Annotated in this window: 23 protein-coding genes and 1 tRNA gene; 4 read left to right on the top strand and 20 right to left on the bottom strand. The window is 68.8% G+C overall.

What is annotated here, in order from left to right:
• Nucleotides 1–57: 57 nt before the first annotated feature.
• The 4 genes from ACSMFO_RS13260 to ACSMFO_RS13245 all read right to left on the bottom strand — a co-directional run bounded on the left by ACSMFO_RS13260 (nt 58) and on the right by ACSMFO_RS13245 (nt 2,925).
• Nucleotides 58–897: a hypothetical protein gene (locus tag ACSMFO_RS13260; protein WP_436458842.1), complete on the bottom strand. Its 840-nt coding sequence runs from the start codon at nt 895–897 to the stop codon at nt 58–60.
• A 2-nt stretch (nt 898–899) separates the two neighbouring features.
• Nucleotides 900–1,412 carry a SigE family RNA polymerase sigma factor gene (locus ACSMFO_RS13255; RefSeq protein WP_436459019.1) on the bottom strand — a complete coding sequence of 171 codons (513 nt, stop codon included), beginning with the start codon at nt 1,410–1,412 and terminating at the stop codon, nt 900–902.
• Between the two features lie 205 nt (nt 1,413–1,617).
• On the bottom strand, nt 1,618–1,971 hold the full coding sequence (locus tag ACSMFO_RS13250) for a DUF952 domain-containing protein (protein WP_038507308.1): 354 nt from the start codon (nt 1,969–1,971) through the stop codon (nt 1,618–1,620).
• Nucleotides 1,972–2,043: 72 nt separating this feature from the next.
• Nucleotides 2,044–2,925 carry a DUF5926 family protein gene (locus tag ACSMFO_RS13245; RefSeq protein ID WP_038507305.1) on the bottom strand — a complete coding sequence of 294 codons (882 nt, stop codon included), beginning with the start codon at nt 2,923–2,925 and terminating at the stop codon, nt 2,044–2,046.
• Between the two features lie 289 nt (nt 2,926–3,214).
• Here ACSMFO_RS13245 and ACSMFO_RS13240 point away from each other — a divergent pair, with 289 nt between their 5' ends.
• Nucleotides 3,215–3,427 carry a hypothetical protein gene (locus ACSMFO_RS13240; protein ID WP_436458841.1) on the top strand — a complete coding sequence of 71 codons (213 nt, stop codon included), beginning with the start codon at nt 3,215–3,217 and terminating at the stop codon, nt 3,425–3,427.
• Between the two features lie 60 nt (nt 3,428–3,487).
• Nucleotides 3,488–4,657: a cytochrome P450 gene (locus ACSMFO_RS13235; RefSeq protein WP_436458840.1), complete on the top strand. Its 1,170-nt coding sequence runs from the start codon at nt 3,488–3,490 to the stop codon at nt 4,655–4,657.
• 106 nt (nt 4,658–4,763) lie between these two features.
• Here the strand turns inward: ACSMFO_RS13235 and ACSMFO_RS13230 are convergent, their stop codons facing one another.
• The 10 genes from ACSMFO_RS13230 to ACSMFO_RS13185 all read right to left on the bottom strand — a co-directional run bounded on the left by ACSMFO_RS13230 (nt 4,764) and on the right by ACSMFO_RS13185 (nt 15,404).
• A complete protein-coding gene (locus ACSMFO_RS13230; RefSeq protein ID WP_436458839.1) occupies nt 4,764–5,690 on the bottom strand; it encodes a DUF4328 domain-containing protein in 927 nt (308 codons plus the stop codon).
• 44 nt (nt 5,691–5,734) lie between these two features.
• Nucleotides 5,735–6,085 (bottom strand): rhodanese-like domain-containing protein, encoded by a 351-nt coding sequence (locus tag ACSMFO_RS13225; RefSeq protein WP_007030524.1) that lies wholly within the window; start codon nt 6,083–6,085, stop codon nt 5,735–5,737.
• Nucleotides 6,086–6,132: 47 nt separating this feature from the next.
• Complete coding sequence (locus ACSMFO_RS13220) at nt 6,133–7,764, bottom strand: solute symporter family protein (protein WP_436458838.1); 1,632 nt, start codon at nt 7,762–7,764, stop codon at nt 6,133–6,135.
• Nucleotides 7,761–8,105 carry a DUF485 domain-containing protein gene (locus ACSMFO_RS13215; protein ID WP_436458837.1) on the bottom strand — a complete coding sequence of 115 codons (345 nt, stop codon included), beginning with the start codon at nt 8,103–8,105 and terminating at the stop codon, nt 7,761–7,763. Before ACSMFO_RS13215 ends, ACSMFO_RS13220 begins: the two co-directional genes overlap by 4 nt.
• 139 nt (nt 8,106–8,244) lie before the next feature.
• Complete coding sequence (locus ACSMFO_RS13210) at nt 8,245–10,035, bottom strand: cation acetate symporter (protein WP_436458836.1); 1,791 nt, start codon at nt 10,033–10,035, stop codon at nt 8,245–8,247.
• A gap of 159 nt (nt 10,036–10,194) precedes the next feature.
• Nucleotides 10,195–10,713 (bottom strand): hypothetical protein, encoded by a 519-nt coding sequence (locus ACSMFO_RS13205; RefSeq protein WP_436458835.1) that lies wholly within the window; start codon nt 10,711–10,713, stop codon nt 10,195–10,197.
• Entirely contained in the window at nt 10,710–11,546 is an 837-nt protein-coding gene (locus ACSMFO_RS13200) for a LytR/AlgR family response regulator transcription factor (RefSeq protein WP_038522137.1), read from the bottom strand. Before ACSMFO_RS13200 ends, ACSMFO_RS13205 begins: the two co-directional genes overlap by 4 nt.
• A gap of 143 nt (nt 11,547–11,689) precedes the next feature.
• A complete protein-coding gene (locus ACSMFO_RS13195) occupies nt 11,690–13,057 on the bottom strand; it encodes a carbohydrate-binding protein (RefSeq protein ID WP_436458834.1) in 1,368 nt (455 codons plus the stop codon).
• A 186-nt stretch (nt 13,058–13,243) separates the two neighbouring features.
• The gene (locus ACSMFO_RS13190) at nt 13,244–14,089 is read right to left on the bottom strand and encodes a S49 family peptidase (protein WP_436458833.1); all 846 of its coding nucleotides are present in this window, start codon (nt 14,087–14,089) and stop codon (nt 13,244–13,246) included.
• Nucleotides 14,090–14,108: 19 nt separating this feature from the next.
• A complete protein-coding gene (locus tag ACSMFO_RS13185) occupies nt 14,109–15,404 on the bottom strand; it encodes a histidine kinase (protein ID WP_038507282.1) in 1,296 nt (431 codons plus the stop codon).
• A gap of 169 nt (nt 15,405–15,573) precedes the next feature.
• Here ACSMFO_RS13185 and ACSMFO_RS13180 point away from each other — a divergent pair, with 169 nt between their 5' ends.
• On the top strand, nt 15,574–16,689 hold the full coding sequence (locus ACSMFO_RS13180; protein WP_436458832.1) for a serine hydrolase domain-containing protein: 1,116 nt from the start codon (nt 15,574–15,576) through the stop codon (nt 16,687–16,689).
• Between the two features lie 34 nt (nt 16,690–16,723).
• Here ACSMFO_RS13180 and ACSMFO_RS13175 read toward each other — a convergent pair whose 3' ends face one another.
• The 3 genes from ACSMFO_RS13175 to ACSMFO_RS13165 all read right to left on the bottom strand — a co-directional run bounded on the left by ACSMFO_RS13175 (nt 16,724) and on the right by ACSMFO_RS13165 (nt 19,722).
• On the bottom strand, nt 16,724–17,587 hold the full coding sequence (locus tag ACSMFO_RS13175) for an Fpg/Nei family DNA glycosylase (RefSeq protein ID WP_038507276.1): 864 nt from the start codon (nt 17,585–17,587) through the stop codon (nt 16,724–16,726).
• Between the two features lie 32 nt (nt 17,588–17,619).
• Nucleotides 17,620–18,060: a hypothetical protein gene (locus tag ACSMFO_RS13170; RefSeq protein ID WP_005161585.1), complete on the bottom strand. Its 441-nt coding sequence runs from the start codon at nt 18,058–18,060 to the stop codon at nt 17,620–17,622.
• Between the two features lie 105 nt (nt 18,061–18,165).
• On the bottom strand, nt 18,166–19,722 hold the full coding sequence (locus ACSMFO_RS13165; RefSeq protein ID WP_436458831.1) for a sigma-70 family RNA polymerase sigma factor: 1,557 nt from the start codon (nt 19,720–19,722) through the stop codon (nt 18,166–18,168).
• A gap of 197 nt (nt 19,723–19,919) precedes the next feature.
• Here ACSMFO_RS13165 and ACSMFO_RS13160 point away from each other — a divergent pair.
• Nucleotides 19,920–19,992 (top strand) — tRNA-Gly (locus tag ACSMFO_RS13160).
• Nucleotides 19,993–20,262: 270 nt separating this feature from the next.
• On the opposite strand, the gene ACSMFO_RS13155 is transcribed toward ACSMFO_RS13160, so the two are convergent.
• From ACSMFO_RS13155 to ACSMFO_RS13145, 3 genes are all read right to left on the bottom strand, one after another.
• Nucleotides 20,263–20,664 carry an immunity 7 family protein gene (locus tag ACSMFO_RS13155; RefSeq protein WP_038507266.1) on the bottom strand — a complete coding sequence of 134 codons (402 nt, stop codon included), beginning with the start codon at nt 20,662–20,664 and terminating at the stop codon, nt 20,263–20,265.
• 38 nt (nt 20,665–20,702) lie between these two features.
• Nucleotides 20,703–21,242, bottom strand: a complete 540-nt coding sequence (locus ACSMFO_RS13150; RefSeq protein WP_073846000.1) for a DUF2716 domain-containing protein — start codon at nt 21,240–21,242, stop codon at nt 20,703–20,705.
• A gap of 187 nt (nt 21,243–21,429) precedes the next feature.
• The gene (locus ACSMFO_RS13145; RefSeq protein ID WP_007030508.1) at nt 21,430–22,038 is read right to left on the bottom strand and encodes a hypothetical protein; all 609 of its coding nucleotides are present in this window, start codon (nt 22,036–22,038) and stop codon (nt 21,430–21,432) included.
• Nucleotides 22,039–22,081: the final 43 nt, after the last annotated feature.

The raw sequence follows: 22,081 nt of genomic DNA, 5'->3' as shown, positions 1-22,081 counted from the left end.
CACCACGAGGAAAACCCGGGCTCTCCCCCTTGGAGAAGCCCGGGTTTTCTTCGTGCGTCAGCTGAACTGACAGTTCTGGTTGATGCTGGTCAGCAGGATGCTGACGGCCGACCCGTCATCGGACACGGAGATCCGGTACGCGCTCACCGCGCTCACCGGCGCGACGTAGGAACTGCCGTCCTTGGTACTGCCGGGATAGGCGGCGAGGATATCCGCCTCGGTCGAGCCGACGCCGATCCCCTCCGGCGTGTGCACCGTGCCCGTCGGGTTGATGACGGTGATCCCGTCGCCCTCGGTCAGCGACACCGACGTCGACACCGGAACGGCGGCCCCCTCGTCCGCGTGGCCGTAGGTGCAGGTGCCCCGGACCTCTTTCGCCCGCAGCGGACCGGCGGTGGCTTCCGCCTCGGACTCGCTCATCCCGAGCCGGAGCTTGCCGAAGCCGGCGGAGGTCAGCAACGAACCAGAGGTCACCTTGCGCTGCGTAGGCGGCTTCGTGGCGGCGGTGCTCTTCGGCGGTTTGACCGGCCCGTCCGAGGCGGTCGAGTGCGGTGGCGCGGTCGTCGGGTTCGGCGGTTCCACCGGCGCGGAAGCCGCCGGCGCCGAACTCCCCGGCCCCGGCTGCGCCAGGCTCGACGACGCCGCGCCCATGGTGAGCTGGTCGCCGCCGGGGAAGGCCGCGCCGTTGTCCTTGTCGTGGATCGTGAAGACGGTGAGCCCACCGCCCAGCAGGACCACTGCGGCGGCCATCCCGCTCGTCGTCTGCATCAGCTGACGGCGGCGACGGCGACGGCGGGCGCCCGCGACGATCGCCTCGGGATTCAGCGTGGACCCCGCGCCCAGCCGCTCGTCCGAAAACAGTTCGCGCAGCTGCTGCCTCACGTCCTCGTCGGACATGTTCATCCCGCTTCCCTCCCTTCGTCCTTGGGCTCGAACAACGCGAGCTTCGTCCGCAGCGACGCGATCGCCTTGCTCGCCTGGCTTTTGACGGTGCCCTGGCTGACCCCGAGCGAATCCGCGATCTCCGCCTCGGACAGCCCTTCGTAGTAACGCAGGACCATCACCGCGCGTTGCCTCGGCGGCAACGCGCGCAACGCCTGCCACAGCGGCTCGTGCTCGAACGGATCGGCCGGACTGTACGGCTGGACGTCCGGCAGGTCGGCGACGAGGCTCTCGCGTTTGGTCCGGCGCCAGCGGCTGATATGCGCGTTGGCCATCGAACGGCGGATGTAGGCCATCGGGTCGCCGGTCTTGTGCTGGACGTACGACCAGCGGGAGCCGATCTTCTCCAGCACGGTCTGGACCAGGTCGGCGGCGTCGTGCGGGTTCCCGGTGAGGGCGTGCCCGTACCTCAGCAGCCCCGGAAGGCCGGCCCGCACGAAGTCGCCGAAGTCGGTGAGCTCACCCGACACGGCACTGTTCCGGCTCTCGCCGGCCCCCCAGACGTCCGTCCCCGGTATGACCGTCGCGGCAGCGGTCACCGTATCGCCTCCTCCCGGGGTCACCTGGCCAGGTCTGCCTGGCTCACCTCTCCCGAAACGCATGACCGCCCCCACAGGTTGTCTTCCGCCGCGAACCAGTTCGAGAGACGCTCGTCTCGCCGAGGAGTTGCCCGCCTCAACGTTTCGACACGGACTCGGGAATTCTGAACGAACCGTCCCCCTGAACAGGGAATTCGTGAACGGCCACCACGGCGTTACGGGGTATCGGTCCGTACACGTGGGGGAACTGGATACCGGCCGGATGCGGCGGGTCCCCGTCCTCCCAGACGACGGGCGCGCCGACGAGCGCCGGGTCGATCTCCAGCAGCACCAGATCGGTGCGGCCGGGGAACACGGCGTTGGCCGGGATATGCGCGGTTCCGGGGTCCGAGCAGTGGATGAAGCCGTCGGATTCGAGCGACGCGGCGGTGTAGACGCCGCCTTCGGGCACCGCCGCCCACTCGTCCTTGGCGCAGATATGGAGGATCACGCGCCCATCCTCGCGCATTTCGTCCTCTGGATGCGGAGCCCGCATCCAGAGGACGAATGCGCAGGAAGGGGATCAGCGGATGGTGAGCTGGCGGCCGATGAGGCCGTCGCGCGAGCGGCGCTCGGCGGCGTTGAGCGGCTCGGTGTCGAGGGACTTCAGCGCCGCCTCGAGCCGGGTGCCGAGCTGGTCCTTCGCGTCGGCCCACTCGCGGGCATGGGCCTCGGGGTCGAGGTCCCACACCGGGACGAGCAGCCCGTGCGCGCGGAACGAACCGGCGTAGCGGGAGCCCTCGCCGAGGCCGAGCTCACCGGCCGCGGACAGCCGCGCAAGCGCTTGCAGCAGCAGGTTCTCCGGCTCGGGGCGGACCCAGCGCAGGTGCGCCTTCTCCCCGGCGAGCACCCAGTACGCGCCCGCGCCGAGGCGTTCGGTCGGCATGATCGCCGCGTTCGCGCGCTCGAGGGACAGCGCGACGTCTCCGCTCGCGTCGGCGTCCTCGGGCAGCCACCAGGCGAAGTCGTTGTAGAGCGTGACGTCGAGTTCGACGTCCGTGTCGAGCAGGTCCTGCAGGCGGGCCTTCTCGTCGGCGGTGGGCGGCGTCGTGGTGTCCGGCACGGACAGCACGTCACCCTCCTTGGCCTCCAGCACCCACTGGAGCGCGCGGCCGAGGTCGCGGCTGATGTCCGAGGAGCGGGTCTGCACCTGCATCCCGATGTAGCGCTCGCCGTCGGACCGGACGAACGCGGCAGCCGCCATCGGCAGCACCGTGCCGAGGGTGACCTTCTCGCCGGAGCCCAGCGTGAGCGCCGCCGTCGCCGACGGGACGAACTCGCGCAGCGCGATCAGCTCGGTCTCCGCCGCGAGCCCCTCGAAGGGCTGGCCGACGAAGACGTCGCGCACCTTCGGCTTGCGGTCCGAGGTCGTCTTGGGACCCTTCTTGCGCGAACCCTTGCCCACGTCAGCCTCCTCAAAGCTCGGTTCGAAACGCTATCGCGGGAAGGCGCACGCCTCGTAAGGCCCCCGGGGTTGGTGACGAAGACGGCGCGGACGACACCCGGCGGGCCACCGGATCGACCGGATCGGCGGGTTTCAGCGGCCATCCGGGTACCACGCAAACGTGACTGAAAACGGTTGTCATCATCCGGACGATCTAATCGCGGGTGATCAGCCTGCCGTTTTGCCCGTACCGCACCGAATACTCGATCACGGCGCCATCCGGTGCCGTAGTGCGGAGAAGGGATCACAGATGAGCACCTCGAAGCGCCGGGCCGTGCTGGCCGCGTTTCCCGTGGCACTCGGTCTGATGCTGGCCGGGCCCGCGGTGGGCACGGCTTCGGCCGCGCCGCAGTCCGACAGAGCCGACCAGGCGCGACATTGCCTGCTGCTGTGCGTCGGCCATCACCACGGGCATCACCATCACGGGCTGCACCTGCACCTGGGGCTTTGGCTGCATCTGTAGCTCCCTGCCGCGCCGGGGCGGCCACCCCGGCGCGGCGCCCGGCCGGGTTACAGTCGGCGGGTGTTCGACCTCGCCGACCCGGCCTTCCTCGCGAATCCGTACCCGTCCTTCGCCGACCTCCGCGAACGCGGCGAAGTCCACCGGCACGACGGCCTCGGCATCGCGGTGGCGGTGTCGCACGCGGCGTCGGCCGCCGTCCTGCGGCATCGCGGGCTCGGCCGGATCTGGCAGGACGCGCTGCCGGTGGAGCGGTTCGCGTCGTTCAACCTCCTGCACCGCAACTCGCTGCTGGAGAACGAGCCGCCCGCCCACACGCGATTGCGGCGGGTGATCGCGGGCGCGTTCGGGCGCGGGCACGTCCAGCGGCTGCGGCCGATGGTCGCCGAACTCGCGGACGGCATGGTCGACCGGCTCGCCGCCGAGATCGCCGAAACCGGCTCGGCCGACCTGCTGGCGCACCTCGCGCAGCCGCTGCCGGTCGCGGTCATCGCGGAACTGCTCGGCGTCCCGGTCGACAAGGGACCGAGCATGGTCACCTGGTCGAACCACATCGTGAAGATGTACGAGTACGGGCTCGCCGAGGACAAGCGCGACGCCGCCGAAACCGCGGCCGCGGAGTTCGTCGACTATCTGCGTGACGTCGCGAAGCAGCGCGCGAACTCCCCCGGCGAAGACATCGTCAGCGACCTTCTGCGCAGTGAGCTCACCGAAGACGAACTGGTCGCCACCGCGGTCCTGCTCCTGATGGCCGGGCACGAGGCGACCGTGAACGTCATCGGGAACGGCGTCAACGCGCTGCTGACCCACCGCGACCAGTGGGAGCGGCTGCTGGCCTCCCCGGATCTCCTGGACCCGTGTGTCGAGGAGCTGATCCGCTTCGACGCGCCGCTGCAGCTTTTCGAGCGGACGGCGACCACCGACGTCGAGATCGCCGGGTTCCAGGTCGCCGAGGGCGAGAAGATCGGCGCGCTCCTCGGCGCCGCCGCGCGGGACCCGAAGGTCTTCGACCGGCCGGACACACTCGACATCGGCCGCACGCCGAACGCGCACCTCGGCTTCGGCATGGGCATCCACTACTGCGTCGGCGCCCCGCTCGCGCGGGTGGAGATCGCGGCCGCGCTGTCCTCCCTTGCCTCGAAGCTGCCGGGGCTGGAGCTCGCGGAAGAGCCGGAGCGGCGGCCGGAGTTCGTGATCCGGGGCCTGCGCTCGCTCCGGGTGACCACGGCATAGCAAAGGTCCCCTGCTCTCTTTTCGGGCAAGTCCGTGAAGGCCTCCTTGAGGGACTCTGGGTCCCTCAAGGAGGCCTTCACGGACTTCGGAACAGAAGAAACGCGGGTCAGCGCACGGAGGAAGCGGGACGTTCGCGTCGCTCCGGCTCCGGAACCCCGTCCACCTTCAGCACGCGAAGCAGCCGAAGGCGCTTCTCCTCGACAGGAGCGAGCAGCCCGGACATGCGCTTCACGAGCAGCGCGGTCACCACCGCCAGCCCGGCCGCGGTCAGGTCGGTCAGCGCGACCAGCACGACGCCGTCGGCCAGCGCCTGGACGCCGTCACGGAACCGCCAGACGATGACCAGCACGAGCAGCACCCAGTTGAGTGCCCAGACGCCCCACCAGACCAGCACGAGCCGCGACGGCTTCGGCCGCGTTTCCCGCGTCCGCCGCAGGACGGCGTGTTCGAGTTCGGCGACGACCGGCAGCACCATGATCAGGTTCACCACCGGCACCAGCACGAAGGCCAGCACATGCCGTTGCCGCCTGGGCGGCGCCTCGCCGGAGACGTCCGCGGCGGCGTGCCTGGCCACGAGCAGCCACCACACGGTGAGCCCGGCCGGCAGCAGCGAAAGGATCGTCGTGAGCAGGCCGGCCGTGATCACGAAGGTGTCGGAGACCGAGACGACGGACGTCGACAGCGCGGAGTCGCGGCTCTGCACCAGCAGGACGTAGCGCCAGATCTCCGCGGCCGAGGCGATGACGGCAAGGGCGGCGAAGGTCCACAGCACCGGCAGCAGGCTGCGCGTGATCACCCGCAGCCGCTCCCCCGCGGTGACCTCGCCGGACGCCGTGCCGGGGACGGCGGTCGGACGCCGCCAGACCAGATTCGGGAAACCCCACCTCGGCGGGACCGGATAGGACGGCGGGCCGGAGTAGCGCTCGGCCACGGGCTTGCGACGCTGCGGCAGCGCGCCGGGCGGCGGCGAAGCGACCCAGCGGACGCGATGGCGCACCGGCTGCCGCATCGGCGCGGGGCGCACCGGCGGCATCGGCGACAGTGGCGCCCTCGGTGGGTAGTGGCCTGGCTGCACGGTTACAGCACTTCGGGCTCGACGCCGGGATGGTCGCCGACCATCGGGCGCCCCTCCTGCTTCCAGGAGCCCATCCCGCCGGCGACGTTCACCGCGTCCCAGCCGCTCGCGTTGAGCCACGCGGCGGCGCGCGCGGACCGGCCGCCGCTGCGGCAGATCACGTAGACCGGCTGGTCGTCGGGCAGGTCGTCGAGTTCGCCGACGCGCGCGGGCAGTTCACCCATCGGGATGTGCTTGGCGCCGGGGGCGTGCCCGGCGGCCCACTCGTCGTCCTCGCGGACGTCGAGCAGCGCGACGCCGTCCTTCGGCAGATCACGGACGGCGACGGTCGGGATGTCAGCAGGGCTCACCACCCTGCCATCCTCGCATCCCGTCCCGTTGCGCGCGCGTGAAGAACAACTCAATGCTTGACGGCTTTTTCCGCACCGGCGCCGGTGAGCGAGCGGACCTCCATCTCGGCGTACTTCTTCTGGTTGTGGTCCTTGGACAGCACGGTGCCGAGCCAGCCGAGGAAGAACGCGACCGGGATCGAGACGATGCCCGGGTTGTCCAGCGGGAACCAATGGAAGTCGACGCCTTGGATCATCGAGGCGCTCTTGCCGGTCTTCGGATCGACGGGTTTGCCCGACACCGCCGGCGAGAACACGATCAGCAGCACACAGACCGCGAGACCGCCGTAGATGCTCCACAGCGCGCCTTGGGTGTTGAACCGCTTCCAGAACAGCGAGTAGAGGATGGTCGGCAGGTTCGCCGACGCCGCCACCGCGAACGCGAGCGCCACGAGGAACGCCACGTTCTGGTTCTTCGCGAGGATCCCGCCGACGATCGCGACCGCCCCGATCACCAGCGCGGTGATCCGCGCGACGCGGACCTCGCTGTCGGGATCGGTCTTCCCCTTCTTGATCACGTTGGCGTAGACGTCGTGCGCGAACGACGCCGACGCGGTGATCGTCAGTCCCGCGACCACGGCGAGGATCGTCGCGAACGCCACCGCCGCGATGAAGCCGAGCAGGACAGGGCCGCCGAGTTCGAGTGCCAGCAGCGGTGCCGCCGAGTTGGTCGTGCCCGGCGCCTTCGCGATCACGTCGGGGCCGACGAGCGCGCCCGCGCCGTAGCCGAGCACCAGCGTGAACAGGTAGAAGATGCCGATCAGCGCGATCGCCCACACCACCGAACGGCGCGCGTCCTTCGCGGTCGGCACCGTGTAGAAGCGCATGAGCACGTGCGGCAGCCCCGCGGTGCCGAGCACCAGCGCGATGCCCAAGGACAGGAAGTCGAGTTTCGTCGTGCCGGTCTTGCCGTACTGCTTGCCCGGGCCGAGCAGCGCTTCCCCGGACTGGCCGCCCTTGTCGACGGCGGCCTGGAACAGGCTGGAGAGGTTGAAGCCGTACTTCCCGAGCACCCACAACGTCATCGCGAACGCGCCCGCGATGAGCAGGACGGCCTTGATGATCTGGACCCAGGTGGTGCCCTTCATCCCGCCGATCAGCACGTACAGGATCATGATCACGCCGACGACGGCGATCACCAGGTCCTGGCCGAGGTTCCCCTCGATGCCGAGCAGCAGGTTCACCAGACCGCCCGCCCCCGCCATCTGCGCGAGCAGGTAGAAGAACGAGACGGCGAGCGTGGAGATCGCGGCGGCCGCGCGCACCGGGCGCTGCTTCATCCGGAACGCCAGCACGTCGCCCATGGTGAACTTGCCGGTGTTGCGCAGCAGTTCCGCGACCAGCAGCAACGCCACCAGCCACGCCACCAGGAAGCCGATCGAGTAGAGGAAACCGTCGTAACCGTTGATCGCGATCGCACCGGCGATACCCAGGAACGACGCCGCGGAAAGATAGTCGCCCGAGATGGCGATCCCGTTCTGCGGACCGGTGAACGCGCGGCCGGCGGCGTAGTAGTCGGACGCGGTCTTCGTATTCCGGCTCGCCCGGAAAACGATCACCAGCGTGATCGCCACGAAGATCGCGAAAATGGTGATGTTGAGCGCCGGGCTGCTGCCCTGTACGCCCGCTGCCAGCGTATTCACCGTTCGGCCCCTTCGACCTCGTGCCGGATCTTGTCCGCGAGCGGATCGAGCTTCCGGTTCGCGTACCGGACATAAAGGCCGGTGATCACGAAGGTGGACACGAACTGCAGCAGGCCGAAGACCAGGCCGACGGTGATGTTGCCGAAGAGTTTGGTGCTCATGAAGTCCGTCGCGTAGTCGGCGAGGAGCACGTACAGCAGATACCAGAGGAGGAACAGGGCCGACACCGGGAAGACGAATACCCGCAGCCGTCGTCGCAGCTCGGTGAATTCCGGACTCGCCTGGACCTTTTCCCAGTCGGATTCCGGTTCGGAACCCAGGTCTTGATCGGTCTCGCTCATGTCGGACCTCCCACCTGCCGCGACCATTCCATGACTTCGTTGTCACGAAAGATCATGCCCCTCATAGGGCATCAGAGGAGCAATCCATTTGAGTGAACGGTACGACTGTGTGTAGAGGGTTGCGACTCGAAAGAGTGATTTACTTCCGGTGACGGCCTTTACCGGTGGTCCGCGTCTTCTCTTCGGCCTGCCCGAACCGGGCGACCGCACGATCCCGCATGAAGCCGAGCGGATCGGGCGCGTGCAGCCGCAGCATCACACCGTGGACGTCGTCCGGCCGCCCGTATCCGGTCGCGCGGCTCACCACGTAGGTGGTCAGGAAGGCGGCCGGGACGGTGATCAGCGCGGGCTGGTTCGAGAACCACGGCGCCCAGCCGCCGGTGTACTTGCTGACGATGTTGACCACCAGCGCGGACAGCACGAGTCCGCCGCCGACGAGCATCCCGGCCAGCGCGCCGGGCCAGCTGAGCTTGCGCCACCAGACCCCGAGCAGCAGCAGCGGGCTGAACGTCGACGCGGCCAGCGCGAACGACATCCCGACCGAAAGCGACAGATCCTCCGACGGCAGCAGCACCGCCAGCGCGAACGGGATCAGCGCGACGATCGCCGTCGCCACCCGGAAATCGCGGACGCGGCCGGGCAGGACGTCGGTGGACACGACCCCGGCGACACTCACCAGCAGCCCGGACGAGCTCGACAGGAACGCCGCGAACGCGCCGGCCGCGGTCACCGCGCCCAGGATCTGCCCCCAGAGTCCCGGCAGGACCGCGGACGGCAGCAGCAGGACGGCGGCGTCGGTCTTCCCGGTCACCAGCAGTTCCGGGACGTACATCCGCGACAGTGCGCCCAGCAGCGTCGGGAACAGGTAGAACAGGCCGAGCAGCAGCAGGACGTGCACCGTCGTGCGGCGCGCGGCCTTGCCGTCGGGGTTGGTGTAAAAGCGGACCAGGACGTGCGGCAGGCCCATGGTGCCGAGGAACGTCGCGAGGATCAGTGAATAGACCTGCAGCAGATCGGTGAGACCGCCGGAACCGGGCCGGAGCCAGTCGCCATTGGACGTGGGCGCGTCGCTGACCACCGGCACCGGGGTGCCCGCGGTGAACTTCAGCGTCGTGCCCTTGGCGACCTTGTGCGCGGCCTCCGGCGCCCACACCGCGAAACCGTTGGCGCGCGCGCCTTCCACCTGGCCGTAGGCCTCGAGCACGGTCACCGAGGTGACCTTCAGCGTGACGTCGGCCTGCACCGAAACCGTGGTGTTCTCGGGGAAGGTCGGCGGAGCGGGCTGCCCGAGCGGGCGCGCGCTGCCCGGCGGTCCGGCGCCGAGGAACACGATGCACAGGATGAACGTGGGCACCGCGATGGCGAACAGTTTCAGCCAGTACTGGAAGGCCTGGACGACGGTGATCGCGCGCATCCCGCCCGCGATCACGTTGAACCCGACCACACAGGTCACCAGGATCGCGCCCGCCCACGCGGGCACGGGCAGGATGGTCGCCAGCGTCAGGCCCGCGCCCTGCAACTGCGGGACCATGTAGAGGATCCCGATGAACACGACGAACGCCGTCGAGACGCGGCGCAGCATCGTCGAACCCAGCCGCATCTCGACGAAGTCCGGCAGTGTGTACGCGCCGGACCGCCGCAGCGGCGCGGCGACGAACAGCATCAGCGCGAGATAGCCCGCGGTGAAACCGATCGGGAACCACAGCGCGTCGGCGCCGTCCTTGAGCACGATGCCGGCGACGCCCATGAACGACGCGGCGGACAGGTACTCACCGGAGATCGCGGCGGCGTTGCGCCGGGAACGCACGGTGCGGCGGGCGACGAGGAAATCGTGCGTGCTGACGGCCGACCGCGACGAGCGGTGTCCCAGATAGAAGGTCAGGACCGCCACCAGCACGATGCCGGCGATGGCCCAAGAGTTCAGCTGCACGGTGTCATTTAATCGCGCGCTGACGGAAACGCGCTGCCAGGGCGCGGCGAGAGCAGGTCGGTCACGGAGGCATCAAGGCGCCCTGCCACCGCGTTTCCGTGGCCTTCGGCCACAAGAGGGCGCGCGATCATGGGTCCTCCTCTATGTGCAGCTCCGCAATCAGTTCTCGATCATGTCGACGAAGTCGCGTTCATGACGTTCGGCGAGCCGGTTGTACCAGAGGCCGATCCCGAACAGGAACGGGAAAGGGGCCACCCCGAGGATCAACCAGGGCAACGGAATGCCCACGACGACCACTCGTCCGAAGGACGGGATCAGGTAGAAGAGCACCGGAAGCGAACACAGCGTGACCATCACCAGCAGCGCCAGCCAGGAGGCCGTCCGCAGCTGGATCTTCACCAGATCCTTGACCAGGAGCTTGCCCCAGCTGGTCTGTTCTTCGAGCTCGACCCTGGCCCGCAGGGTGCTGGTGGCCTGCCGCGGATCGGCGAGGATCACCCGCTGCCGCTTGGGTTTCGCGTGATGTTCGGGTTTGCCCTGTTCGTGCTTCGGACCGGACGGCGCGCCCGGCACGGGCTCGACGGCGGCGCCCTCGGGTTGCGCCGGTTTCCTGCGCTTGCCCAGCGTCGGGTCCGGCTCACGGACGCCGTTGACCCGGCGGTAGTAGTCGTCGGTCACGACGACCGGTTGGCGCCGACCAGCCTGTCCTTGAGGGCGCGCGTGTGGCGGCGGCTCACCGGCAGCACCTTCTCCTCGTTACCGATCACGACCTGGTAGCCACCCTGGCCCATACGCAGTTCGGTGATCAGCGGCAGTGAAACCAGGAACGACCGGTGGATGCGGACGAAACCCGCCTTCTCCCAGCGTTCTTCGAGCTGGGCGAGCGGGATGCGGACCAGGTGGCTGCCGTCGTTGGTGAACAGCCGGGCGTAGTCGCCCTGCGCCTCGACCCAACGGACCGAAGACCGCGGGATGAGCTTGGTGGTGCCGGCCAGTTCGACGGGAATGACCTCGTCGTCGTTCTTGACCTGCCCGAGACCGCCTTCCGCGCCGAACTGCGGCGCGGCGTTGGCGGCGAGTTTGTCGATCACGCGGGTGATCGCGCGGTCGAGACGATCCTGTTGGTACGGCTTGAGCACGTAGTCGAGCGCGCCGAGATCGAAGGCGTTGACCGCCTCTTCCGCGTGTCCCGTCACGAAGACCAGCGCGGGCGACGGGCGCAGCGCGGCGAACACCCGGGACATCTCCATCCCGGACAGACCGGGCATGTCGATGTCGGCGAACACCGCGTCCACGATCGGCAGACCGCGGGCCTTGCGATCGGCCAGCCTCGGATCGTCCGCGGACAGCAGGCGCAGCGCCTCCGAAGCGTCGATCGCCGGGTAGACCAGGGCGACGTGCGGGCTGTTCCGGAGACAGTGGACGAGTTCGTCTAGCCCTTTGGGCTCATCGTCCACCGCCAGGACAATGAGCTTCCGGGTGTCATCGTGAGCACTCACAGTGAGACGCATCCTGCCCATTGCAGGGTTCCTTGTCCAGCCCGCTTCACGAAAGTCGAACGAAAGGACGGCACCGGCACCCCCGCGCCCGGGGTGGCCGGTGCCGTCATCTTTTCCGGTGACACGAACCGCCTCGCCGTGCCACATCTATCCCTTCACGGAGTGAAGGTGAACCAGTTGACGCTCACGAAATCGGCGGGCTGGCCGCTGGTGAAGGTGAGGTGGACGTCGTGTTTCCCGGTGACACCGCTGATATTCGCCGGGATGGTCCGCCAGCTCTGCCAGCCGCCGGTGTTCCCGACGGCGAAGCTGCCGATGGGCGGGTTGGACCGGCTGTCGAGCCGGACTTCGACGAGACCGCTCACGCCGCCCGCCGCTCCGGACGCGACGCGCGCCTGGAACTGTCTGCCGGTCTGCGTCCCGAAGTCGACGTTCGGATACGACGCCCAGTCACCATTGCCCGCCGGGCCGATGCTCTGACCACCACCGGAATCCGAGGTGGCCTGTTTGGCGATCCCGGCCGCCTGGCCGTACGACTCCGCCTGGATGGTGCCGTACGCGCTGCCGCCGCCGGGGCTTCCCGTGCCGCCACCGCGGGTCAGGACGGTGACGTAGTCGACGAGCATCGGATGCCCCGGCACGATCCCCGGCCCCGGTGTCGTGGTGCCGGAGTTGTTGTTCGGGAACGCGCCGCCGATCGCGACGTTCAGCAGCACGAAGTAGCCCGCGTGGTTCGTCATGTTGGCCCAGGTCGTGGCGTCGACGTGGTTCTGGTCGACCGAATGGAACTGCTGCCCGTCCACCAGCCAGCGGAACACGTTGGGGCTGACGCTCGTGTCCCATTCGAAGGTGTAGGTGTGGAACGCGCTCTGACAGCTCGCGCCGGGACACGTGCGGCTGCCGACCAGGCCGGTGGTCTCGTTGCAGGGGCCGCCGGGGTTGACGCCGCAGTGCAGCACGCCCCAGACGGTGTTGATCCCGTTGACGTTCTCCATGATGTCGAACTCGCCGACGGCGGGCCAGTTCCAGTAGTTGCCGCGATACGGCGAGCCCAGCGCCCAGAACGCGGGCCAGTAACCGAGCGCCGCCGCGCCGGTGACGTTCGGCATCTGGATACGGCCTTCGATCCGCAGCGCGCCGCCCGCGGGCGGTTTGAAGTTCGTGCGCTGCGTTTCGATCCGCGCGGAGGTCCAGTTGCCCGCGCCGTCGCGCAACGGCGTGATCCGCAGGTTCCCGGAACCGTCGTGGGCCAGGTTGGCGGGGTTCGCCGTGTAGTTCTGGATCTCGCCGGTGCCCCAGTTGGCCGGGCCGCCGGGGTACGCGTGGCCGGTGTCGACGATCCAGTTCGCGCTAGACGGGAGCGAACCCGCGGCGCCGGTGAAGTCGTCGGTGAACACGGTGGTCCAGCCGGCCGGGGGCGGCGGGACGGCGGCGGTCGCGGGCAGGGCCAGAGGCACCAAGAGCAAGGCCGCGCCTGCCAGTGCGACCTTCCAGCGGCTCGTTCGGGAACGATTAACGGACATCGGACCTCCTCGTCAACGCTGTCGAGGTTTGTTGCCGTTCACAACAAAGCGGTATGTCCGATATGAGACCTGGTCTGAACCACTTACGCCTACCACCGTTCGGGTGAATCCCCGCCGCCCCCGGATGCAAGGAAAGGTCCTTTCCTCGCAAATTTCGCAAGGAAAGGACCTTTCATGGCACGCGGGTCAGAGGCCGAAGCGGCTCCAGGCGGCCTTGGACTGCACGGCGTCCAGCAACGCGCTCGCCGCGGCGGGCGCGCCGATGCCGAGCCGCGCCAGCAGCGGCTTCTTCGGTTCGGCGACCGAGATCTCGGCGTCCGGGTACCGCTCGGTGAGCACCTGGCGGAGGCTGCCGACACCGTCGATCAGGCCGAGTTCGACCGCGCGGGCACCCAGCCAGACGTCACCGTTGAAGAGGTCGTCGGAGCCGGAAAGCCGGTCGCCCCGGCGCTCGGTGACCCAGTCGACGAACAGTTCGTGGAGCTGGCCGTGCATCTTCTTCAGCCACTCGACGTCTTCCGGCTTCTCCGGGCTGAACGGGTCGAGCCGGGACTTGTTCGCCCCCGCGGTGTGCAGCCGCCGCTCGATGCCGAACCGCTCCAGCAGACCGGTGAAGCCGAACCCGCCGCTGATCACGCCGATGGAGCCGACCATCGACGTCCGGTGCGCGTAGATCTCGTCGGCCGCGCAGGCCAGCCAGTAACCACCGGACGCGGCGACGTCCTCGGCGAAGGCCAGGACCGGCACCTTCTTCTCGTCGGCGAGCTGGCGGATCCGCTCGGCGACCAGGCCGGACTGCGTCGGCGCGCCACCCGGGGAGTTGATCTGCAGCGCGACGGCCTTCAGCCGCTCGTGGGCGAACGCGCGGGTCAGCGCCGATTCGACGGCGGCAAGGTTGATCGACCCCCTGGCCAGCGGCGACGGGGTCGGCGTGATCACCCCGTGCAGCCTGACCACGGCGACGACGTCCTTGCGTTCACCCCGATCGCCGATCATCGGGAGACGGGAGGTCAGCTTGTCCGCAACGCTCATACCGCCAGGTTACCGACGTTCACGACGGCAGCACGCCGCTGCGCGAACCGCTCACCCCGCTGGCCTCGTTCGGGCCGCCCTGCGGCGGGACGGTGGCGCTGTCGGCGGAGAAGTCCGGCAGGTTCGGGCGCACGCCGGGCATGAACTTCGGCACCCGCAGGGTCACCTTCATACCGGCGCCGGGCGCCGTCTCGACCATGAGCGCGTAGTCGCGGCCGAACACCTGCTGCATCCGCTGGTTGATGTTGCCGAGGCCGACGTGCGCGCCCGTGCGGTGCTGGCTGCGCAGGTCCGCGAGTTTGGCGGGCTCCATGCCGATGCCGTCGTCTTCGACGCTGATCAGCGCTTCGGCGCCGTAGTCCTCGGCGATCACCGTGACGCAGCCACCGGACGGCTTCGACGCGAGACCGTGTTTGACGGCGTTCTCCACCAGCGGCTGGATGATCAGGAACGGCACGACCACCGAGAGCACCTCGGGCGCGATCTTCATCCGCACTTCGAGCCGTCCGCCGAAACGGGCGTTCTCGATGGTCAGGTATCGGTCGATGTTGCGCAGTTCCTCGGCGAGCGAGGTGAACATGCCCGACGTCCGGAACGAGTAGCGCGTGAAGTCCGCGAAATCCTGAAGCAGCTCTCGCGCTTCCTCCGGATCCGTCCGGATCAGCGACGAGATGGTGTTGAGCGCGTTGTAGACGAAGTGCGGCGAGATCTGCGCGCGCAACGCCTTGATCTCCGCCTGCTGCAGCTGGTTCTTCGATTCGTCCAGGCGCGCCAGCTCGAACTGGGTGCAGACGAACTGCGCGACCGCGTCGGCCATCTGCACCAGCCGCCCGCGGGTGCGTCCGACGACCAGCAGCGCGGCCTCGGTCTCGCCCTCGACGATCAGCGGCACGATCACCGCCGTCCGCATCCGGCAGGTGCCGCGGTGGTTGCACGGCATCTTGTCGTGCGCGACGACCTCGCGGCGGTGCTTGCGGATCGCGTTGCCGATGGCGTCGACGAGGTCGACGTAGTGGTCGTTGGCCTCGCCGTCCCAGGACAACAGCGTGCCTTCGCTGTCGGTGATGCCGACGGCGACGCAGTCGAGCATCTCCAGCAGCTGGCTGGTGATCTTGTCGGCGACCTGCTCGTCGAGCCCCTCGCGGAGATCCGGTGTCGCCTTCGACATCCGGTGGACGGCCTGCAGCACCGCGTTCTCCACGATGCTCGCGGGACGCCTCAGCTTGATCAGCAGGACGACGACGAGGATGGCGAGCAACAGCGCCACACCCCAAGGGATGATCTGCGCGATTTCGAGCCCGGACACGGCGTCCATGCTCTGCGCTCGACCAACCGGGTGCAAGGCCTGCTCCCCACTTTCCGTTGAGTTGTGACAACTGAGGGTGGGGCCGACCCTACCCAAGACCCGGGCGTTGTCCCCATGGTCACTCCCCGTCGCGCGGGAAAGACTGTGCGCAGGCAATCGCTTCCGGGGGAGGAACACAATGCGCGGATCGGGGAAGCTCGCGGCGGGGGTGCTGGCGGGGGTCCTGCTGGGGAGCGGGACGGCGGCCGCGGCCGGGGACCCGGTGCGCGCGGCTGTCGGCGATCTGGTCGGCGAAGGGGGTTTCCCGGGAGCGGTCGCCCAGGTCCGGATCGGTGAGGCGGTCTCGCGCTTCGGCACCGGATACGCGAACCAGGCCACGCGCGAAGCCGCGGGGCCGCACCACCGGTTCCGGATCGCCAGCAACACCAAGGCGTTCGTCGCCACCGTGGTCCTGCAGCTGGCGGGCGAAGGGAAGCTGTCGCTCGACGATCCGATCGAGCGGCGCCTGCCCGGTGTCGTACGCGGACCGGGCTACGAACCGGAAAAGATCACGGTGCGCATGCTGCTGAACCACACGTCCGGCGTGCACGACCCGCTGGATCCGCACTTCTTCGACCCGTACCTCGTCCAGGGGAACCGGGCGCACATCATCACGCCGTCGGAGGTGATCCGGCGGTCGCTCGCCGACCGGCCGTCGTTCCCGCCGGGCAGCGGCGTGGAGTACTCGAACACCGGATATCTGTTGCTGGGCAAGGTGATCGAGAAGATCACCCGCGAGGACGTCCGCGAGGAGATCCAGCGGCGGATCCTCGATCCGCTCGAACTCGGCCGGACGTACTTCCCGCTGTGGTCGCCGTTCCTGCGAGGTCCGCATCTGCACGGGTACGACATGGGCGGGAAGGACATGACCGTGTTCAGCCCGTCGTACGACTGGACCGCGGGCGCGATGGTGTCGACCGTCGACGACCTCGCGACGTTCCATCGCGCGTTGCTGGCGGGACGGCTTTTGGCGCCCGCGCAACAGGCCGAACTCAAGCGGCTGGTGCCGTACAGCGAGCTGGGTGCGTACGGCGCCGGCGTCGAGACGCTCAACCTGCCCTGCGCTGGTGGCGCGAAGACGTTCTGGGGCAACACCGGCGCCGGACCGGGCTTCTTCAGCGTCTCGATGAGCAACGCGGACGGCTCGAAGCAGCTCGTGCTGGCACTGAACGTGTACGACCTCGCCGCGGACGTGCACGGCGGGCAGCGGGTGCCGAAGCCGCCGTTGCCCGCGGTGATGGCCGCCCTCTGCTGACCGCATTCAGAGGACGAAACGCGAGGGTGGCGGGTCACTTCAGCAGGCGCGACATCCGCCGGTCCGCGAGGGGTTTCCCGCCGGTCTGGCAGGTCGGGCAGTACTGGAACGACTTGTCCGCGAACGAGATCTCGCGGATCGTGTCGCCGCAGACCGGGCACGGCAACCCGGTGCGCGCGTGCACCCGCAGGCCGGACCGCTTCTCGCCCTTGAGCCGGGCCGCGGACTGGCCGACCGAACGCGTCACGGCGCTGGTCAGCACCTCGCGGATCGCCTCCGAAAGCCCGTCGAGCGCCGCCTCGGACAGCTTTCCGGTTGTGGCGTAAGGGGAAAGCTTCGCCATGTGCATGATCTCGTCGGAGTAGGCGTTGCCGATCCCGGCGATCAGCGACTGATCGGTCAGCGCCGTCTTCAGCCGTTCGGTGCGCCCGGTGAACAACTTCTCGAGCTGCGTGCGGTCCAGCGAAAGCGCGTCCGGCCCGAGCCGCGCGATGCTCGCGACCTCCTTCTCCGGATCGCGCACGATCCAGACCGCCAGACCCTTCTTCGTGCCGGCCTCCGTGAGATCGAAACCCGGCCCGGCGGCCGCGTCGAGATGGACGCGCAGCGAGATCGGCCCCTTGCCGGGTTTGAGCGGCGCCGGCGACAACGCGTCGGACCAGCGCAGCCAGCCCGCCCTCGCCAGGTGGACGACCAGATGGAGATCCCCGGCGACGAGATCCAGATGTTTGCCGAACCGGCCGGCCCCGGTGACCTCGCGGCCGTGCAGCTCGGTCCACGGCGGTGTCGCCGTCTTCAGCACGCTGAGGGACGACACGTCGACGCGGAAGACCGTCTTGCCCACCGCGTGTTCACGCAGGTGGTGAGCGAGCGCTTCGACCTCGGGTAACTCGGGCATGGCCCCAGTCTCGCGCGTTCAGGCCGCCGCGACTACTCCACCGGGTGCAACGGGCCGTCGAAATCCGGCAGCGAGTGCTTCTGGATGGTCTTGGTGATCTTCGAGACCTCGCCGCGCACGGTGAACATGCCGCGGATGGTGCCCACCCAGCGCTCCGACGGCCGGTCGCCGGCCAGATCGCCCTCGGTCTCGGCGACCACGGTCCACGGACGGCGCAGAATCCACCGCAGCGGGAAGAACAGCGCGATCAGCAAGAGCGCCAGCGGTACCCACGACGGGATCATGACGTCGGCGGGAGTCCACATGATGAGCACGATCGCGAGCAGCGCCGTCACGGCGATCATCGCGATACCCGGGCCGTAGCTGCCCGCCACATCGTGCTCGAAATCGTCCGCTGTCGCGGGAGCACGCCATTCCATCTGGGCTCGGACCACCCAGTCACGGCCGTCCTCGCCGTGCACCAGCCGGTTCATTCAGTCGCCTCCCGCGCGGCCGCTCGCTCGTCGTGAGCGAGCTCCACCGTACCGTGACGGGAGCCGGATTCGCGAGAGTTCGAAGGCGATATGCCCGCTCGGGCGTTATGGGCACGTCGGGTAGTCGACACCCGGTTCCGGATAGTGGGAAGTCGGTTTGACCGGGCTCGGCTCGTCCGCCGACGTGTCGCCGGACGAGGTCCCGGTCGTGCTTTCGGGGGTCCCGGTCTCCGTCGAAGAGGACCCTTCCGGGTAAGTCGTCGACTCGGGCGTGGTCGACTGCTCGGTCGAGTCCCGCGAAGTCGTCGTGGTCGGGCTCAGCGACTCCTCGGTGGGCCTGAACGATTCCTCCGGCGGGATGTCGTCCCGCTTCGAGGTGGTCTGGTTGGAGCCCGTGCCCGGATCCGGGACCTCGTTGCGCGGCGAGGTCTCCTCCTGCGTCGGATTCTGTTCGCCCGGCGGCTGCACGACGTCTCCGCCGCCCAGCTCCTTCCGCGGCGTGCCTGCTCCCGGCAGGCTCGGCATGTCGGACACCCCGAGCTCGGCTCCGGCTCCGGGTCCTCGTCCGGTCACGGCGGGCTGGGCACCCTTGCCCTGGAGCTGGTCCTGCGCGATCCGCTGCGGCGGGATCTCCACCGGCTGGTCATGGGCGGGCGGCGCGACCTGCGCCGGCAGCAGCGCCAGCTCCGGCAGCCCACCCCCGGACAGGCCCACCGTGTGAGTGACGTCAGTGCCGAACACGGCCGGACCGGCCACGATCCCGACCGCGCCGGCGGCGGCCGTCGACGCCACCGCCAGGCCGACCTTCACCTTCGAGCCGAGCAGAAGTCCCTTGACCGACGCGGCGAGCCCGGACAACGCCCCGCTCGCGTGAGCCCCGGCGGCGGCCGGCACCAGCAGCGCCACCACACCGGCGTGCGCCCGCAGCGAGGAACACACGTCACGCAGCTCGTCGTGGGTGGCCCGGCAGGACTGGCAGGCGATCAGATGGGTCTTGATCCGGCGAGCCTCGGCCCCGGTCACGCTGCCCGCGGTGAACCCGCCCAGCTTCTCCACCACCGCACGGCACGAATCGGGCCCGCGGTTCACCGACAGATGCGCCTGCAGATACGCCGCGCGCAGCCCCTGCCGCGCCCGGCGGGCCAACGCCGCCGTCGCGTTCGCGCTCAACCCGAAATGCGGCGCGACCATCGACGGCTGCTCGCCTTCGACCTCGGTCTGCCACAAGACCGAACGCCAGCGCTCCGGCAAACTCGTGAAAGCGGTCGTGATCAGCGAATGCTCGGCCGTCCGGGCGTGCGTGTCCGCACCCGCCCCGGCCCGGAAGGTCAGCTCGTCGTCGCTCACCGGCACGTCACGACGAGCGCCGTGCCACTCCCACGAGACGCGGCGAGCCACCGTCAGCAGATAGGCCCGGACGTAGTCACGCGGCCCGGCACCCCGGCGCAACGCCTGAAGCACCCGGAAAAAGGTCTCGGCGGTGATGTCCTCCGCCTCCGACCGATCGGCGGCCAGACTGCGGGCCAAACGCCGCACGGCGGCGGCGTGAAGTTCGAAAAGCTCCCCGAAGGCAGCGTCCTCCCCATCACGGAGACGCTGGAGCAATGCCTGCTCGTCGGATTCCGAGGCCGCCTGAAGCGGCACCGTGCCCTGCTCGGTCATCCGGCCAGGCACCTCCTCCCCGAAGGACTCACCATTCGGTCGAATGGGGACACCATACGGAGGTATGCAGCCGTCGTCACCCCTTGTACGCCAGGTGTGACACCGAAGCACCTGTAGGGGTGGGTCGAAACCGCTACAGACGGTCGGTGTATGGTTGTTCCACTGCTTCAAACGAGTGCCGGAGCAGAGCAAGACATGCGGATGTAGCGCAGCTGGTAGCGCATCACCTTGCCAAGGTGAGGGTCGCGGGTTCGAATCCCGTCATCCGCTCGCAAGTGGGCGCTGTGTCTCCAGGGAACGCCTGGACCGTGGCTTGCTCGCCATGATTCCCGGGGGCCCGAGCCCCCGGACCCCCACGTTCCTTGTATCTCGCGTTGACGAGTCGGTTCTTGGGCGCGTCGATCGTTTCGATTACTAAGTGCTACAGGTTCGGTGAGTGGGGTCACACGACCGTAGTAATTCGGATTTGTGCATATGTGGGCTGGAGAACGAGAAGCCGGCCATCTCTCGTCGATCGGGCCTTCCGCCGAAGAAGACCGCTCAGATCTCGTAGCCGTCCATCACGGTCGGCGCGACCGGGGACAGGTGCTCGTCGCCGCGCTCGGTGACCAGGCCGCGGGCCATCCGGTACACCTTGAATTCGTTGTCGTGCTCGGGATCCTGGTCGTCCCAGACGTGCAGGAGACCGTAGGAGCCGGGCGCGAGGTCGCCGACGCGGGTGAAGAGGTCCACCAGCTCGGGTGCGATCGCCGTTCCGTGTTTGTCCATGCCGCCCAGGTGCAGCACCGGCACCCCGGCCGCCCAGCGGAGGTCGAGCAGGTCGCCGTCGTCGAAGTCGCGGACGGCGCGGTGCACCCGCTCGACGATGCGCTCGAGCAGCGCGGCGTCGTCGTCACCGGAAGGGCTCGCTTGGATGGTCACCCACCCGTGGTATTCGAACACCCGCCTGAGTTTAGGCAGGTCCGCCCGCCGGCCGGTGGTCAGCCCGCCATCGCGGCCGGTGCCCCGTTACGCCGCAGCGCGTTCTTGAAAACCCGTTCGCCGTGCTTTTCGAAGGCGGGCACGAGCTTCTCGCCGTAGACGCACAGGGTCCGTTCCCAGGGGTGCCCGAGCGTGCCGAAGCGGAAGTCGTTCGCCAGGAACATGTGATAGTCCGTGCGCGGGAACACCGGGACCGGCCACGGGTCGAGCGCGGCGTGCCGATGGGGGTAGAAGCGGTACGACTGGTGCTGCCAGTGCAGCACCCAGACCCACTCGTCCTCGGCGACGCAGTCCTTCAGCGCCGAGAGGGCGACGCGGGCGACGTCGTTCTGCTCGACGGCGTACGGGCCGACCCGGAATTCGGCCGAGGCGCGGTCGAGGCCGCCGGGCGCGAGATCCCACGCGACGGACGGGGCGGGTTCGCGGAAACCCGGCCAGGCGTGCGCGTAGGTGCTCGGCCAGAACGCGAGCTTGTCGTAGACCCAGTACCAGGCGGGCTCATCTGCGACCCTGGAGATGGCTTCCCAAGCGTTGTTCACGAGCGACCCTCGGTGGTTCGGCCGATTAAGACTGGGAAAGCTTCGTGTTCGGCGACCAAGTTGTCCAGCTCGTGGGCATTCTCCGCGAAACTGTCACCTGATCAGGTGTCTTGCGCCGTCGCCGGAACCATGAGAATGACGGTGCGTGAACGGCGAGCCCACGGAACGCGGGCTCGCCGTCGATCGATCATGCGGCCGCCTCCCAAAGACTCATGAAGGCCGAGGCCTCACTCCGCACCCACGGCCGCACCTTGTCGCGATCACGCGGCGACAAGGCGAACTCCTTCGAGCGCCGGACGTCGACGACCAGCGGACGCCCGCCCGGCCGCAGCTCGTCCATGGTCTGTTCGAGCAGCCACAGCACCATCTGTGCCGCGTCCCGGCTCAACGGCTCCTCCTTGAAATAGAGCCAGGTCACGTAGACGGGGCCGTCGCCCTTGCGCAGGCCGAGATGCGGATTGATACCCACTTCGAGCGAGCCGAGCCGCCATCGTGACCGGCCGACCTCGGCCAGCCGCAGGTCACGCCGCCCGACGTAGCGCAGCCAGCCGTTGGCGATCTCGGTGTAGTGCGGCCGCGTGCGCTCGTCCGCGTTCTCGACCAGTGCCCGCAGTACCTCGCGATCCCGCCCGGAGATCCGCCCGGCACGGATCGCGTTCGCGGCGCGGAGGTAGAAGTTGAACCCGCCCCGGGCCGGGTCCTCGTACTGACGGCGCCAACGCCGGACGAACGAGGAACGCGAGGGACCCGAGCTCGTGCTGTACCCCACGAACGTGGGCAGGGTGATGTAGGCCATCCGTGTCTGCCTTTCGCCGCTGTTCCTGCTGTACAACGACCAT

The organism is Amycolatopsis sp. w19 (genome assembly GCF_051373225.1).
Lineage (GTDB): Bacteria > Actinomycetota > Actinomycetes > Mycobacteriales > Pseudonocardiaceae > Amycolatopsis > Amycolatopsis japonica.
This window is presented reverse-complemented; position numbering and strand designations above follow the sequence as displayed.